The organism is Mycoplasma todarodis (genome assembly GCF_004335995.1).
Taxonomy (GTDB): Bacteria; Bacillota_I; Bacilli_A; order Mycoplasmatales; family Metamycoplasmataceae; genus Mycoplasma_K; species Mycoplasma_K todarodis.
In genome coordinates, this window is record NZ_PSZP01000005.1 from 20,728 (window position 1) to 36,630 (window position 15,903).

Sequence of the window (15,903 nt, forward strand, 5' to 3'; positions counted from 1 at the left end):
TAAAAAAATGAAAGAGAGAAAATAACAAATGAATTCACAAACAAACTTCGTCAATAAAGGAAAAATAAAAAATAGAATAACCATCTTCACAATACTTGGATTAATACTTTTATCAGGGCCAATATTAATATCAATGGTTAATTTAGGTATTGTATGAGATACAGCTCGTGTAATAATGTTAGCTCTTACGAGTATAGGTGCTTTATTCTTATTTTTTGGTTTTATAAATGCAAGAATATATGCAAATAAAATTAAGGATAAAGTTTCTCTTACTATATTAAGAGCAACTCTAGTAGTGTTGATTTTCATAATGTCAGTGCTAAATTTATTCACTTTAGGTTTAAACTATGCGCTTTTACTTAAATACTATTACCACACTAATGTATTTGCTTTATTAGAGATATTAACAATAGTTGTTTCATTCCTTGCTGTCATTATCTTTTTAGGTAGTGCGGGAAATGATACTCCTTACTTCGCAAACTCAGAATCAGAAATTAAGAAAAAAAGAATTGTTAAAGGTGCTTCAAGCGGTTTTGTTGTTGGTTTTGCATTCTTGATAGTTATTATCATTAAATTTGCAACCTCAATGGATAAAATGAACTTCTACTATGACCACGCTTCAAGAAATGGGTATATAAATGGTAGCAATATAACAATAAGTTTTCTATCTATATTTGGTGCAATGTGATTTTCACTTTACATCCATTCACTAATATCAGCATCATCAATAGCTTCAAAAATAGATCACAATAATAGTTTTAACCAAAGCGGACTAGGTAATTTAAAAGCATCAGCAATATTTAATGTTTTTGGAATTCCATTTTATATGGCTGCAAAACAATGAGGTAAAACAACATCTTTCTCAAACAACTCTATTACACACATGGATGAAATTCCAGAAATGATGTCTTCTATTAATGATTTAAATCATGAAAATAGCGGTTATAGAAAATACACAGATGACGATGGAGCAAACGTTGAAGAAAAAGTTGAAAGATACGATACTGGAAACGGAACTAAAGTAGTTAAGACAGTTAGAAAATCTTCAAACACAACAAACACTATAAGCAAATCTTCTTCAACAACCAATTCAAATCCTTCATTTGATCTTAAGGACTTTGGTATTGATGGAGACTTCGCAGAACAAATAAACAAACAACTAAGTGATTTCGGAAGTGATTTTAATTCTTCATTTAATCATGAAAGTGAAAATGAATACGATGCAGAAGATCGTTTAAAAGAAAAAATTAAAAAGCTTAGAGACTTAAAAGATGAAAGAATCATCACAGAAGAAGAATTCAAAGAACAACAACGTATATTAGTTTCTAAATATACAGAATCTCTTTAGAATCTCATAATAAAAAAGACCATACCAGGTCTTTTTTTATATTAGTTGTCTAATAATAATCTTGCTAAGAATCATACTAATTGGATAAAATCAATCAATAGAGATAATCCAAATAATATTCCATATCTTAAGACTATACTCTTATCGGGATTCTCACTGATGTTAAGTATTTCATCTAAACGAGAAATTCTTCAAAAGTCAAACCCAACATATAAAGTAAATATTCCATATCCGATTATTGAATAAATCTTTCACATTAATTTAATACCAGGAATGAAAATCATAATAATACCTGCAACCATCAATCCAATTAAACTAAATAATAAGAATCTACCTATTTTAGAGAAATCAAATCATTGTTTATATCCAATAACACCCATTATAAACATTGTTATCGAAGGGATAAGTAATAGTAATAATATTTTTCATGTTTGGTCTGCGAAGGCAAATCTTATTAATAATATTGAAAGTGAGAAACCTTCAATAACTGCAAATGCAATATACATCATTATTAATGTCTGCACACTTGCCTTTCTTACCATGAAAGTAAGAGCAAGCATAAGACCAATAGCAAATATTGATAATAAGATCACAAATGGTCTAGAAGAAAATAGTGTAATTGATACTTCTTGCATTTGTGGAATTAATCCAAATATTGTAGCTACCCCAAGCATTGCAACCAACCCAATAGCAAATCACATAAGTGATGCATTAAGTACTGTTGTTCTACCTGTAGCAAAACTCCTTGTTCTGTTCATCATATTTTCTCCTTTCTTGTATATGGTTATTATATAACATTATTTAAATAATGTATTTTGTGCCATCAGCCAAAAAAAGAATAAGTCAAAGACTTATCCTTACTTATTTCCAACCATTTTAAAGAGTTTCGTTGTATTCATCAGTAAAAGACTTGAATAATTGAACGATGTGCTTGTACACGGCGTTTTCATCTTCTTCATCGTAATCAATAACCATTGTTTCTTTATCAGGTGTAGCAGATGCTAACTTAATTAAGAAGTTATTAATACCTTGGTTATTTCAATCTTGTGAAGTTTCAGATACTTCTAATACTTCTTTTCCAAATGAAACAAGTATTTCATTTTTTTCTTCTGTTGATTTGTTATTAATTTTTATTGTCATTTTGTTCTCCTTCAATTACTTTATATCTTTTCTTCAGATAAACCACTCCACCTTCTAGGTAATGAGCTGCATCCGATTCTCCAGTTTTTGTTTTAACGATTGTTCCTTCTGAATATTGTTCCTGTTCATTATTTAAATCAGCAACAATTGTAGCTTCCGGATTACTTAAGATTCCAATGTTAGCATTATGCGTAACTATAAATACTTGTTCATCTTTTTTATTTATTAATTCAAGAATGTCACTTGCTATTGTATGGTTATCTAAATTATCTTCTGGTTGATCTAAGAATAGATCTTGACCTTTTGATTTATTGAATTTATATTCAATACCATAAATAGATCTTTGACCTAGAGACATGTGTTCATATACACGTCCATTAGCTAATACAATAACTTCTTCTTGAACAATCTTTGAAAGTTTATTAAGAAGTTTATTTCTATCTAATGGCTTAACGCCTTTTTTAATGATTGCTTCTAATCATTTTGTTATATCTGCTACAGAACTTCCTGGTGTATGTAGAACTGTCTTTAATAATGCATATACATCACCATCTTTAAGAATTACTTCTTCTGGCATTTTGTACGATAACAATGCATTATCTTTTGTTACATTTTTAAATTCAATAACAACTTCTTCTTGAACCAATGATTCAAAGGTTTTCTTTTGTTGTTGAATTTCTCTAGCCATTGTTCTGAAGTGTTCATTTGAATTAATTACAAATGATTTAATTCCTTCAATTTCAAAATCTTGATTTTTAATTGAGTCAACTTCTTTTTTATATGATTTTTCAAATATCATTGACATTAATTTGATTTTATCCAATTTACTTAATTGCTTATTTATGCCTTGGATAATATTATTATTTATTTTAATCAATGCTTCAATTGATTTATTGAAATTATCTATGAATTCTTGATCAATTAATTTTTGATTTCATTCTTTTTGAAGAAGCTTTTTATTTATCATATTCTGGTTTTGATAATTTCTTAGTGCCTCTTCAAGAGAATTCTTTTCTTTTGATAAGTCGGTATTTAAATACATAGTTGAATAGTTCAATTTAAGCATTAAATCATTTTCTGTATTTGACACCTCTTTAACTATAAAAGAGTTAGTTCAGTTAATATCACTTTTGTTATTTCTTTTAGCTAATGCATTCATACCATAATAGAATGAATCTATCTTTTGTAGAAATTCTTCTACTGCTTCTGAATTTTCACACTCTTCTTTTGCAAATTCAACTTTTGCCTTTTCAATTTCTTTCCTGTTATTAAGATTCTTTTTAATAGGATCATCTTGATATATAACGTCGTTTCTTTCTGCGAAAAGTTTTTCTTTATCCTTTGCGGTAATTTTTCTTAAACTATTACTATGGATTTCTTCTCCGTTGAACTTAATCACTTTAATAAACTCAAGGTTGAAAGCCGCAAGTGCTTCAATAACGTTCTTTGATATATATGATTCTTTTAAACCAGCAACCAAATCAAATAATGTTGACTTACCCCCACCCTTGGGTCCGATGATTATATTCGTCTTTGAACCGAAGTTAATTTTAACTATTTCATCAGCCAAAGAATCTGTTTTCTTAAATATTAATTCTTTAATCATTTATGCCCTTTCTTTAGAGTAAACTCTATGGAGTTCTAAAAACTCTTTTAATTCATCAAAACATGGTTTTTCTAAATTCATATCAGTAATTAAAAAACCTTGTTGTGGATAATTAGTTCATACATGAGTATCAGAGAATGATACTGTTGAACTAATTAGTCCTTTCTTTAAAATAGAAACATAATTAGGATGTTTCATATTAGTTACTTCGAATGCGTCGTATTTCAAATCTAATAAATCATCATATTTAAAATGATCTGATTTTCCAATATGAGGTATTCTAAGTGTTTCAAAATCTTTGAATAATGCATTAGCACTTTCAATAGATATTCCCCGCTTCGGCAATTCTTTCCTTGCTATACTACTTATCTTTTTTAATTGTTCATCTGTTAAATCTTCTCTAAAAACGTAGATTAGATTAGCAATGACCCCATTCTTCCTAACCACATTCGCTTCTATTGCTGGAAGAAAGACCATTCCACCTGTTTTACCCAGTTTTCTGACCTCTTTATAGAATTCATAGTCAAATGTATTGTGGTCTGAAAAAGCTGCTAACTTAATACCGTTAGAGTGTAGTGTCTTAATTGTTGTATAAGTATTATTTCATTTAATGGCATCACCATTATTTTCCGATGCTGGAGAATGTAAATGAAGATCTATCTTCATAATTCCTCCTTTAAAATTTGTTTACCTTCTCGGTAAGCGAGCAACCATCATCAAGATGTAATATTGAAATTAGCTTGCACTTTAATTCAAGATTAATCTGCTATTTAATATTGCATATAAATTATACAAGGTCATTGTTAGTATTAGGACATTATTATCAAAATTAAAAAATGTATTTATATTAGAGCTACGTTTTTCACTTCGTTTTACTAAGGGGTATAATTTAATTGTATGGAAAAAGAAAAATTAGAATTACTTATTAAAGAAATGAAAGCCGAGATAAAAGAGGAATTAAGAGAGGAAATTCTTCAGGAACTAAACAGAAAGATTAAACCTACTAAAGGTGAGAACTTTGACTTCAATGCTTATAAAGATCAAGTTGTTGCTGATGATATTAGAAAAGCTGAAGAATTCATTGATACAAATCACTGATATTGATATATTCCTATTATTGGTTATTTCATATATATGTATCACATGAACCAAGCACTAACAAGTATAGATAGAGGGGTTTTAAGAAAGAAAATTAATAAAGCAAGTCTTCCATGATTGTGAGTCGATATCCCCTTCGCATACTTTGTGCCTATAATGATATTATTTAACTATTGACCTTGAAGAACAAGAGCCGTTTTCAGAAAAGCTATTGAAATGACAAAGGGAAATATCGAATAAAAAAATGCCTTCTTGGGCATTTTTATTTTATTCAAGAGATATTTTCAGGTTTAACATCTCCAATTAATCCTTTGAATTTTGGATTTTTCTTAACTTTTCTTTGTAAGTCTTTTATGATTTCTGCTGGTTTGTAAGTATACATTTCTTTACCAAATATTTTAGTGATGTCACCATTATTTTTGTTGATGTGTTCCATAACAAGGTTATTGATGTATTCTTCTATTTTCCGGAAACGATTTACATTTTGTTTAAAATTATATTCGTTTTCTTTTTTTATTTCCAATAGTGCTTCAGGCATGCTTAAAGATTTCGATAAAGTTTTTCTTGTTAATATATTTTTTGAAAATCTTATACCAAGGAATCTTTTTGAAATAACATATTTTGTAAGGAGTGTTTCATCTTTTGTTGTCGCTTCATCTCCCTTTGCTTTATTGGAGTTTATTTGATCGATAATTTTGTCTAAATCACCATGTGCATCCTTTATTGTTATTTCTTTATCTTCAGATGAACCCATAATTTTTCCAGAAAAAGGATCACGAACGAAATAACCAGTAACACGTCCTTTTGGAGGTTGTGTAGAAAGAGTTGTTTTAATTGCTATTCCTTTTAATGTATTCTTAATTTCTTCTACCTTATAACTTCTTGGTAGCCCTTCTAAAATATCTTTCCCACCATTTGTTCAAGTGATATTTTGAATGAAATTTCTAGTTTTACTAATAAGACCATTTACTTTTGTTTGAATTCATTTTTGTATAGCTATTTCCATTTGACCAAAGGCGTAACATTCTTTCGTAGTTAACTTGCGCTTTTCTTTTTCAGTTAACAAGTAATCATAATACCTAACATCAGGTATGTCAGTTGTCAGATTTTCAAACATACTTGTTGCATTAGAAAACAAAGTAAATCCACGCCTAGAAAGTCAAATTTGTAATTTCATAGTTTCTTCAGCTAGTTGTTGTGTCAAGCTGAAACCAAAAGTATCCTCATGAGCATCTTGTTGTTCCATTGCAAGTTCTTGTCCAACTTTTAATTCAAAGTTTGATTTTCCTTTTCAATTGGGGATGTTCTCATCACCGCAAGAAACTGCAACAGCAATTGGCGCTGTTGTTAGTGCTATTAATGATGTTCCTAAAAATGCTTTTTTAATTTTCATTTTCGACCCCTTTTGATATTTGCTTAATTATAACATTTTGTAGTTTTATTGCAAAACCAAATAAATATTAAAGTTCATTTTTTAGAGTAATAGGACAAAAAAACAACAATGGTTAGTTGTTGTTTAAATTTTAGAAAATATTCAAGCAAGTTCTTCTATTGCTAACCCAATTCTATTATCTAAATCCCTAATTGGGTGATCTGCAGGCATTTCTTTAGCATCAATAACATCTCCTGGTTTAATACCCTCTTCTTTACGAGCAATACCTTTTTTACCCTCAGTAGTCTCGTATATGGAATACTCTTTATGATCTTCTAAGTGTTTTTTAATTTTTTGCGACATATTACCCTCCTAATATAATTATAAAACTTTCACACAAAATAAAAAAACAAGCAGTTTTTAAAACTCCTCGTTTTCAGTACAAATCAAAATATGATCATTTGCAATTTTCATTTGTTTTGTATTTGTAGTTCAGTTTGCACCTTTACCTCTCGCGTTTAAAATTCTTTTACCGCAAGACATAGTAATTTGATTATTGAATTTATTAATTGATTCAACTTTACATTTAACGATTTTATGTTTCTTAGCCATTATTACCAACTTTCTTATTCCTATTATATAGTTTTATTTATTTTCTATTGTAGGAAGTTCTTTTATCTTTCCTTCTTTAACCAATTTTTTAACAAGGTTATTTTGTTTTTTCTGTATCGTTGGATAGTGAGTTGTCATAGCAATATTAAACTCTTTATGTGTTGAAGCTAATTTGTTAGAAAATTTGTTTACACTTTCTAAAATACTTACCATTTGATCATAAATCATTTCATCTTTATGAACTCTTTCATAAATTTTGATGATGTTCGCTATTGATCAAGTTATTTGAACAAATGACGATGGAGAAGTAATGTACACTTTATGTTCTTCAATAACTTCTTTAAAGAATGATGGAAACTCATTATAAAGTTTCATATAAATCTCATCATTTTGCAATACTAATAATCCATAATCTGCAGTATTGCTTTTACCTAAGTATTTAGTTATTGTTTTAACTTGTGCTAGTACTTTGTTTTTGTATTTTTGATCTACAATAATTTTATTTGTATCCGGATCAATTTCTGTTTCTAATACTTTTGAATCAATTGGAATTCATTTTTCATCTTCGTTACCTGATTGAATCGCGAATTCAACAACGTTTTTACCAACTGTAAGGTTCTCTACTCAAATATTGTTGTCAAGACCTGACTTTTGTAAAAGCGTCTTTAATTGTAGTTCTCCTAATTCACCTTTACCCTTATTTCCAGATGATGCGAAAAACGTTTTTTCAATCTTGTTTAATGGAATCAATTTATCATTGATTTGTTTTTTATAGTATTCAAGATTTGTTCTTTCATCTCTTATCCTATCTTTTAGAACTTCTATCTCTTGTAATTTCTCACTAATAGAAATATTTGATTCTTGTTCTTTTTGTTTAGCTACTTCAAAATCATGAGTTTGTAATTCAAGTTTTCTTGAAATCTCATTCTTTTCATTTTTAACTTCTGTCAAAAATACATTAAGTTCATCTTTTTGTTTAGTGATCTCTTCCAATCTTTGCTCAGTCATTCTAAGTTGTGTTTTCATTACAGCCATTTCTTTATCATTAGAATTATTCGATGTTATGTGTTCTTCTAATTTTTTTCAACTCATAAACAGTCTTGCAAATCAATTAATTTTTATCATATTATTTCTCCTATATCGCATTTAATGTGAACCTAATTATATAAAAGTAAATAGTAAAATACACATAATTAAAAAGTAAGGGTAAAATAGATGTATGAAAATAAAAAGTTGAGATTTTAAAACACATAGAGATTGCTTCGGAAATAAGGGTCCCACTACGGTTGACCATATCTACCCAAAGAGCAAGGGTGGAATTCGTTCAAGAAGGAATTCTCAATTACTTTCTAAAAAATCTAATTTACGTAAAGCGGATAAGTTGGAAGGTAAGATTAATAAAATACCTTTCAGAATAATAAAACAACTAGACAAGAACCAAAAGGTTCAGGGAGTAATGAGAATTCAAATCGATGAAGAATGATACGATGTTGAAAGAGTTCTTTTAGACTAATGCTAAGGCATTTTTTTATTAAAAAAATAACCGTTTAAAACGATTATTTATTTTCTTTAACTTCTTTATTAAGTAGCACTTTTGCAAGTCCGGCTGGTTTATAAGACGGACCTATTCAATCTGCCATTTCAATTAATTTAGGATTTGAATTTGCCATAGCAACAAGCATAGTTTTATCCTTACATGTTGAATCATTCATTGAATCACCAATGTGTGCAGTTTTCATTGGATCTACACCCAATAACTTAGCAACAGCAACATTAGCTTGACCTTTTGTTGCTTCTCCTGATGTAACCTCAATTGTGTAACCATTACCAGATGTAACAATTGAAAGTGAAGGGAATTGCTCACTTAGCTCTTCGTTTAATTTTGAGATTTTCTTTTTACCAGCACCAGAGAATACTAATTTAGTAAATTCTTTTGTGTGCTCAAAATCATATTTTCTATGTGTTTTGAAACCAACGTGTCTTGTAATCATTCCATATGGGAATCTTGCCCCATAGAATATCCCATCATCATTTGGTTTAATCATCATTTTGTTTTTCATCATGATTTTTAATATACGTTCTGCGATTGGACCTGGGAAGTTATGTTTCTCGATGATATTTCCTTCTATATCAACGATTTGTGCCCCATTTTGACAAACAGCATATTTTAGACCTAATTCTTGTATAAGTGGAAGTGCATTTTTGACGTGTCTTCCTGTTGAAATAATAACTGGCGTTTTTTTATTTATTTCAATGATTGCTTTCTTGTTTTCTTCAGAGATTGCGTGGTGTCCATCAACTTTTGTGTCGAATGCAGTACCGTCCAAATCAATGAAAAATGCTTTTGGATTAAATTTCATATACAAATTATAAAGAAAAAGAGGCTTAGCCTCTAACTTTTTCTTCAAATTCTTCTCTAGGCATGTATCCTGATGCTTCACCAGTCTTTGTACCTTCTTTATAAAAGAACATTGTTGGTAGTCCTGAAACGTTATTTGCAACGGCTCATTCTCTATGTTCATCAGCGTCAATTTTGTAAATTGAAATGTCTGTTTTTTCTGAGTTAATTTGATCTCATACTGTTGATGTCATCATTTGACATGGTCCACATCATGAAGCAGCTACGGCGATTACTGTAAAAGTATTTTCTTTAACTTTAACTTCAATGTCTTCTGGTTTAATAAATTCTGTCATTTTCTCTCCTTTTTAAAACGTTTAGTATGCCTTAGCAAAGACAACAAAACGATTTGTTAATTGCCCTGTAATTATACACTTTCTACGTCCTGGTTTTTCAAATTTAAATGGTAAACATCTTGTTGATGCTAATGTTTCTCTTTTAATCATTTCTTCATCTTTATCATTACCTGCAAAAGGTACAATAACGAATTTTAGATTCTTGTCATCTTTAAAGATTGATTTAAATTCTTCATATGATTCTGTATAAATTGTTTTTTCTTCTAATCTAGCTTTTGCAGAAGTTAAAAGATTATTATGAATGTCATCTAGAAGCGGTTTAATTTGTTTCTTCACTTCATCAATAGGCATTTGGATTTTTTCCAAAGTATCTCTTCTTACAAGTGTAACTATTCCTTCTTCAAGATCTCTTGGTCCAACTTCAATTCTAAGTGGTGTTCCTTGAATTTCTGATTGTCCAGCTTTGAATCCTGGTCCTTTTGAAGATGCATCTAAGTTAACTCTTCATTTACGACCTAATGTTTTTTGAAGTTCAACTGCGGCAGTATGAACATTTTCATGTTTGTGTCCAAAAACTTCAATAATATCAATTTGTGTTGGGGCTACTCTAGGTGGAATAATAATTCCTCTATCGTCACCGTGTGTCATGATGATAGCACCAATTAATCTTGTTGATACTCCTCATGATGTTTGGTAAGCAAGTTCTTGCTTATTGTCTTTATTTTGGAAAGAAATGTTGAATGCTTTCGCAAAGTTTTGTCCAAGGTAATGTGAAGTACCTGATTGTAAAGCTTTACCATCTTTCATCATTGCTTCAATTGTATAAGTTGTAACTGCTCCAGCAAATTTTTCTTTAGGAGTTTTTTTACCAACGATTGTAGGGATTGCAAGGTATTTTTCTAAGAATTTTGCATACTCTTTAATCATTGTTCTTGAAAGTTTTCTAGCTTCAATAGCTGTAGCATGAGTTGTGTGTCCTTCTTGTCATAGGAATTCAGATGTTCTTAAGAATGGGTTTGTTGTTTTTTCTCATCTTAAAACATTAGCTCATTGGTTGTACATGATTGGTAAATCATTGTATGAATTAACTTCTTTTGCGAATAATTCACCAAATAGAACTTCTGAAGTAGGTCTAATTACTGAATATTCATTTAATTCTTTATCTCCAACTTTTGTTATTGTTGCAAGTTCAGGTGCAAATCCTTTAACGTGGTCTTTTTCTTTTTCGATATATGATAATGGTATTAAAACAGGTAAATAAACGTTTTTTACTCCTTTTGATCTAATTACCTTGTTAAATTCCATTTGTATGTTTTCTCAAATTCCGTATGAATTTGGTTTAAATACAATCGTCCCTTTTACTGGACCATATTCCATCAGTTGTCCTTGTTTAACAACGTCTGTATATCATCTAGAAAAGTCTTCATTTTGTGGTGTTATTTTGTCTAATTTTTTCATAAGTATTAAGATTATACAACAACTTTTAGCAAATGTTAAAAAAGTGTGAAAAAAAGTTAAATTTCTTAGAAATGGGTTGTTTTCTCATAAAAATCAAGTTATTATTATGTTTATTTTTTTGTTTTATTACAATTCAAAGGCAATAAAAAAAAGACTATTGTTTAGTCTTTTATTTATAGTCGTAATAGAACTCTAGTCCTATAACTTTTCTTTGTTTTGAATCAAGCTTCAACGAAGGTAATTCATAAATCATTTTTGTACCTTTTTTAGCAGCCACTTCTCTGATTACTGATAACTTAACGTATGTCTCAGAGTTGTGTGCAACTTTTGATAGTTCTCTATCAATTACTATAAATTTAGGAGCAACTCTTGTTAAAGCCGTCATGTCCTTAACATCAGCTTTACGTATTCTAATACCACATAGAATACCTCTTTCTTGTAATTGCATAATAATAGCAAAAAGAAGCTTTTGAGGGGTCTTGTCATTATATTCAACCATATAGATTATTTTATTATTAACAATCTTCCTAGAGTTGTCAATTAGTCATTGAGCATTAACATCCATAATACCTGGACTAGAACTTATCTCTGAAGTTATCTTTTCAGCATGCGAATTCATCATCTTAATACGCATAACTTCATTTGTCAGAACCATTGCTATAAACCTTGAAGGTGTCCCTTTAATGTCAGGGAATATATATTTAATGATAGATCTTTTACCACCGAATTTTCTAACTCTCGTTTCCATAGTTTCCATAGATTTAGCTTTTATTGTTTGTTCGATTGTTATATAAGCATGCTTGTATTTTTGGAAAACTTGGATATCATCTTCAGCATAAGTTGATTGTGTGTTTAGTTTTAATGATTTTCAAATAATATAATCCAATTTAATTAATAAATCAGCATTTTTCTTAGGTGAATCAATTCTCTTTGTGAATAATGTTCCGGAATGATCAAAGTATTTTTTAGCACCCTTTTTCTTAAGTACTTTTTGGATTTGAGGATTTCTTTTCTGTATTTTCTTCTTAACTTGAATTAAACTTTGTGTAGGCATAACTAATACTAATTTATTTTCATAAAGGAAATATTTCATATCACTGATACCAATTGCTTTTTTCATTTGATTGAAGAAAGTATTTTTTATTTCTGGTGTTGTTTCTCTCATGCAGAAAACTCAGAACCCAATAAATTTAGCGTCAAATTTAGACATTGATTTTTTGCTAACTTTATCAGGGAAAGTCATTTTTGTTTCAGGGTTAGGTAATCAAAACTTAATTTCACCACCAATAAAAGAATTTTCACACTTGAATAATGTTGTTTTCATTTCAAAATTCTTTTTACCTTTTCACTCTAGTTTCTTAAGAATTTTATTTTTTCTAGTTTGAATTTTCGGTTGATGATTTCTCACTGGCCGAACTTCAAAACTCACTTTAACATCTTTTTCATTTTCAATATCATGCATTGCATTTCTATACTTTTTATTTGTTTCTTTATCAAAGAAGGTCATAAATTTATCAAGATCTGTTCATTTAGTTGTATAGAACGATGATATTTTTTGTGAGTTCGGAATCTTAGTTCCACTTAAAGCGGGGTGTTTTATGTTTCTAATTTTTCTTTTCTTATAATCGATTTCGAACATTATTTTACCACTATCGTTTGCTATAAGTTCTTTATTGAATAAGAAATACAAGATTGCTATTAACAATCCAGTAAACAATATAGTTATTATTACGATAATGGCTATAAACATATTATTCCTCGTCTTCCTCTATTATTTCTTGTACGCTTGATAGCGATTTATGATTTTTCATTAATGTTTTTGTTCCATGTGGATCTTCAAAAGCAATTTCTGCCATTTCTCCATCAATCTCAGTGATTACACCGATACCAAATACTTTATGTTTAACTTGTGAACCCACTTCGTATTCAACATCTTCTATCTTAGCGTAATGTGTTTCCATTTGTTTAGGTATGAATATCTCCTTGGTGAAGTCTCTTATTCTAACACCCATTTCTGTAATGAATCTTGAAGGCACTTTCATGAATCTATGATCAATTGAGTAACCTTTTGAATCTGAAAGGAAAAGTCTTTTTCTTGCACGAGTTATAGCAACATAAGCTAATCTTCTTTCTTCTTCAATAGCAGCTCCACCGGCAGCGATAGCTTTTGATGAAGGGAACACTTGTTCTGATAATCCAATTAAGAATACATTATCAAATTCAAGTCCTTTCGAAGTATGAATTGTCATTAGAGTAATATATGAAGAACCTGAACTTAATTCATCTTGTGCAGACACAAGTGCAACTTCTTGTAGGTATTCTTCTAATGTCTTACCTGGGTTTGCTTCTTCTCATTTACCAATCATGTTTATTAATTCTTTAATGTTGGCAATACGGTTTAATTCATTTATTTGAGTTAATGAATCCATGTAACCAACTTCAATTAAGAATTTTTCAAGAACTAATTTAATTGTGTTTGATTTTAAAGCGGCTCTATATTTAGCAAATAGGTTAAATAGTTTACCTAGTGAATTTCTTTGTGATGCTGTAACTGGAATTTCTCCATAGTGAGCAAGAATCGCGTCATGTGTTGTTTTACCTTTTGAATCAGCAAACTTAGCAATCTTTTCAACAGTTGTTTTACCAATCTTACGAGAAGGAACGTTTATAACTCTTTGTAAACCAACCTCATCTCCATTAGCGATAACTTTTAAGTAAGCAATAGCATCTTTAACTTCTTGTCTTTCGAAGAATTTAACATCTCCAAAGATTTTATAAGGAACATTACCATTGATTAATGCTTGTTCCATTGTTCTTGAAAGGTAATTTGATCTATAGAATATAACCATATCCTTAAGTTGAACTTTTTGTCTTCTAAGCTCATCAATTCTTTGAACTACTCATTTAGCTTCAGCTTCTGGTGAGTATGCATGGTTGAATATTATTTTTTCACCCGCATCATTATTAGAGATAAGTTTTTTAGGAAGTCTGTTTTCGTTGTGCTCAATTAATTCATTTGCAGCATTAAGAATTGATTGAGTTGAACGATAATTTTCTTCTAACTTAATTGTTTTAGATTTTGTAAAGTCTTTATCGAAGTTAATGATTAATTCAACTTTTGCTCCACGTCATGTATAGATTGTTTGATCTGGGTCACCAACAATTGTGATGTTATCGTGGTGTGCAAGAACTTTAACAATTTCATATTGTATTCATGAAGTATCTTGAAACTCATCAACAAGAACATAATCAAATTTTGCTTTTCATTTTTCAGCAACTCTTTGATCAGTAATGAATAATTTATGAACGAAAATCAATAAGTCATCAAAGTCAAGTGATTTTGAAGCAAATGTTGATTCTTTATACCCCTTATAAATCAATGCTTGATATTTATCCCCTTCAGTCTCAGCTGAAGCAAGAAGTTCCTCAGGGTCCATCATGTTTGCTTTAGCTTTAGAAATATAATCAATCATGTGTGAATAAGACATTGTTTTTGAAGAAACATTATACTTAGCGTAAATTGGTTTTAAGATTTGTCTTTGATCAATGTTATCAATGATATTAAAGTTTCTTGGGTATCCAAGAGATGTAATATCTTGACGAAGAATTCTCACACACATTGAGTGGTATGTAGAAAGTAATGCTTTATGTGCAGCTTCTTCACCAATTATGGCAGCAACACGTTCTTTCATCTCTCCTGCTGCTTTATTTGTAAATGTAACCGCAAGAATTCTTGATGGATCTACATTCTTTTCTTCTATAAGGTATGCAATTTTATGTGTAAGGACTCTTGTCTTACCAGATCCAGCACCAGCAATAAGCCTAAGTGGACCTTCTGAATGCATAACCGCTTTCTTTTGATTTGTATTTAAACCTTCTAATATTTTACTCATTATTTCTCCTTCATGTTGATTCATTCAACACTATTATTTTCTATGTTAACTGGTTCTATGATTTTTGTTTGTTCTTCAATTTCTTTATCAATCTTTTTGTTTGAACTCACAACAGCAGCATGTGCTCACCTATCATGTCATCCTCTTTTATCTTTATTTGGAATTACTGTTATACCTAATCACATTTGAATGAATCAAATAAGTCCGGAAATAGAACCTATGAATGTCATCCTTGTTTTTTCAAAAGCAGTTAGTTGATCTAAGGGGTTTGTGTAACCCTTAACTCTAGCAGCCGAATCTATCAATGTGTGATTTATTATAGCCATACCAAGTAAAGCAATAGTTACTCATGCAACACCAAACGCCATTTCACGTTTTAATATTGCTTTATATATATTTCTTCCGTCAGTGGCAATGACTTTTATTCTTAAGAGTTTCATACCAAGTGTTCAACCTTTAGTTGCTAATGGTATCGCAATCATAAAAATACCTATACAAAGTATTGTTATTAAAGCTCATACATAAAACATTCATGGACTAGCAAATGTTGCTGGACCATTCTTGTGAGGTGTAGCAAGAATAAAAAGCAAACCGATTGAGATTACGGCAATAAAGAAAAAATCTATAGCTCTAGAAATTAATCTTTTAAATAATCCAATTGGTTTATTAACTTTCATGCTGC

17 protein-coding genes are annotated in these 15,903 nt (G+C 29.7%); 3 read left to right on the forward strand and 14 right to left on the reverse strand.

The window, feature by feature from the left end:
• Positions 1–28: 28 nt before the first annotated feature.
• On the forward strand, positions 29–1,348 hold the full coding sequence (locus C4B25_RS01120; RefSeq protein WP_131613231.1) for an SHOCT domain-containing protein: 1,320 nt from the start codon (positions 29–31) through the stop codon (positions 1,346–1,348).
• A gap of 41 nt (positions 1,349–1,389) precedes the next feature.
• Here the strand turns inward: C4B25_RS01120 and C4B25_RS01125 are convergent, their stop codons facing one another.
• The 4 genes from C4B25_RS01125 to C4B25_RS01140 form a co-directional block, all read right to left on the reverse strand.
• Positions 1,390–2,109, reverse strand: coding sequence for a Bax inhibitor-1/YccA family protein (locus tag C4B25_RS01125; RefSeq protein ID WP_131613232.1), 720 nt, complete (start codon positions 2,107–2,109; stop codon positions 1,390–1,392).
• Positions 2,110–2,224: 115 nt separating this feature from the next.
• The gene (locus tag C4B25_RS01130) at positions 2,225–2,488 is read right to left on the reverse strand and encodes a hypothetical protein (protein ID WP_131613233.1); all 264 of its coding nucleotides are present in this window, start codon (positions 2,486–2,488) and stop codon (positions 2,225–2,227) included.
• Positions 2,472–4,094, reverse strand: a complete 1,623-nt coding sequence (locus tag C4B25_RS01135) for an ABC transporter ATP-binding protein (protein WP_131613234.1) — start codon at positions 4,092–4,094, stop codon at positions 2,472–2,474. Before C4B25_RS01135 ends, C4B25_RS01130 begins: the two co-directional genes overlap by 17 nt.
• The gene (locus C4B25_RS01140) at positions 4,095–4,760 is read right to left on the reverse strand and encodes a PHP domain-containing protein (RefSeq protein WP_131613235.1); all 666 of its coding nucleotides are present in this window, start codon (positions 4,758–4,760) and stop codon (positions 4,095–4,097) included.
• A gap of 231 nt (positions 4,761–4,991) precedes the next feature.
• Between C4B25_RS01140 and C4B25_RS01145 the strand changes: the two genes are divergently transcribed.
• Positions 4,992–5,432: a hypothetical protein gene (locus C4B25_RS01145; protein WP_131613236.1), complete on the forward strand. Its 441-nt coding sequence runs from the start codon at positions 4,992–4,994 to the stop codon at positions 5,430–5,432.
• Between the two features lie 22 nt (positions 5,433–5,454).
• On the opposite strand, the gene C4B25_RS01150 is transcribed toward C4B25_RS01145, so the two are convergent.
• The 4 genes from C4B25_RS01150 to rmuC form a co-directional block, all read right to left on the reverse strand.
• Positions 5,455–6,585, reverse strand: a complete 1,131-nt coding sequence (locus C4B25_RS01150; RefSeq protein ID WP_131613237.1) for a Vmc-like lipoprotein signal peptide domain-containing protein — start codon at positions 6,583–6,585, stop codon at positions 5,455–5,457.
• A gap of 123 nt (positions 6,586–6,708) precedes the next feature.
• Positions 6,709–6,927 (reverse strand): hypothetical protein, encoded by a 219-nt coding sequence (locus C4B25_RS01155; protein WP_131613238.1) that lies wholly within the window; start codon positions 6,925–6,927, stop codon positions 6,709–6,711.
• A 57-nt stretch (positions 6,928–6,984) separates the two neighbouring features.
• A complete protein-coding gene (locus tag C4B25_RS01160; protein WP_131613239.1) occupies positions 6,985–7,176 on the reverse strand; it encodes a hypothetical protein in 192 nt (63 codons plus the stop codon).
• 33 nt (positions 7,177–7,209) lie between these two features.
• The gene (gene rmuC, locus C4B25_RS01165) at positions 7,210–8,301 is read right to left on the reverse strand and encodes a DNA recombination protein RmuC (protein ID WP_131613240.1); all 1,092 of its coding nucleotides are present in this window, start codon (positions 8,299–8,301) and stop codon (positions 7,210–7,212) included.
• A gap of 94 nt (positions 8,302–8,395) precedes the next feature.
• Between rmuC and C4B25_RS01170 the strand changes: the two genes are divergently transcribed.
• Positions 8,396–8,689, forward strand: a complete 294-nt coding sequence (locus C4B25_RS01170; protein WP_131613241.1) for a hypothetical protein — start codon at positions 8,396–8,398, stop codon at positions 8,687–8,689.
• Positions 8,690–8,732: 43 nt separating this feature from the next.
• On the opposite strand, the gene C4B25_RS01175 is transcribed toward C4B25_RS01170, so the two are convergent.
• The 6 genes from C4B25_RS01175 to C4B25_RS01195 form a co-directional block, all read right to left on the reverse strand.
• The gene (locus C4B25_RS01175) at positions 8,733–9,536 is read right to left on the reverse strand and encodes an HAD-IIB family hydrolase (protein ID WP_168380657.1); all 804 of its coding nucleotides are present in this window, start codon (positions 9,534–9,536) and stop codon (positions 8,733–8,735) included.
• Positions 9,537–9,561: 25 nt separating this feature from the next.
• Positions 9,562–9,870 carry a thioredoxin family protein gene (locus C4B25_RS04705; RefSeq protein ID WP_168380658.1) on the reverse strand — a complete coding sequence of 103 codons (309 nt, stop codon included), beginning with the start codon at positions 9,868–9,870 and terminating at the stop codon, positions 9,562–9,564.
• A 21-nt stretch (positions 9,871–9,891) separates the two neighbouring features.
• Entirely contained in the window at positions 9,892–11,328 is a 1,437-nt protein-coding gene (gene proS, locus C4B25_RS01180) for a proline--tRNA ligase (RefSeq protein ID WP_131613243.1), read from the reverse strand.
• A 169-nt stretch (positions 11,329–11,497) separates the two neighbouring features.
• Entirely contained in the window at positions 11,498–13,078 is a 1,581-nt protein-coding gene (locus C4B25_RS01185; protein WP_131613244.1) for an MHO_4530 family protein, read from the reverse strand.
• 1 nt (position 13,079) lies between these two features.
• Positions 13,080–15,221 carry an ATP-dependent helicase gene (locus C4B25_RS01190; RefSeq protein ID WP_168380659.1) on the reverse strand — a complete coding sequence of 714 codons (2,142 nt, stop codon included), beginning with the start codon at positions 15,219–15,221 and terminating at the stop codon, positions 13,080–13,082.
• A complete protein-coding gene (locus tag C4B25_RS01195) occupies positions 15,221–15,898 on the reverse strand; it encodes an RDD family protein (RefSeq protein ID WP_131613246.1) in 678 nt (225 codons plus the stop codon). Before C4B25_RS01195 ends, C4B25_RS01190 begins: the two co-directional genes overlap by 1 nt.
• Positions 15,899–15,903 lie beyond the last annotated feature (5 nt).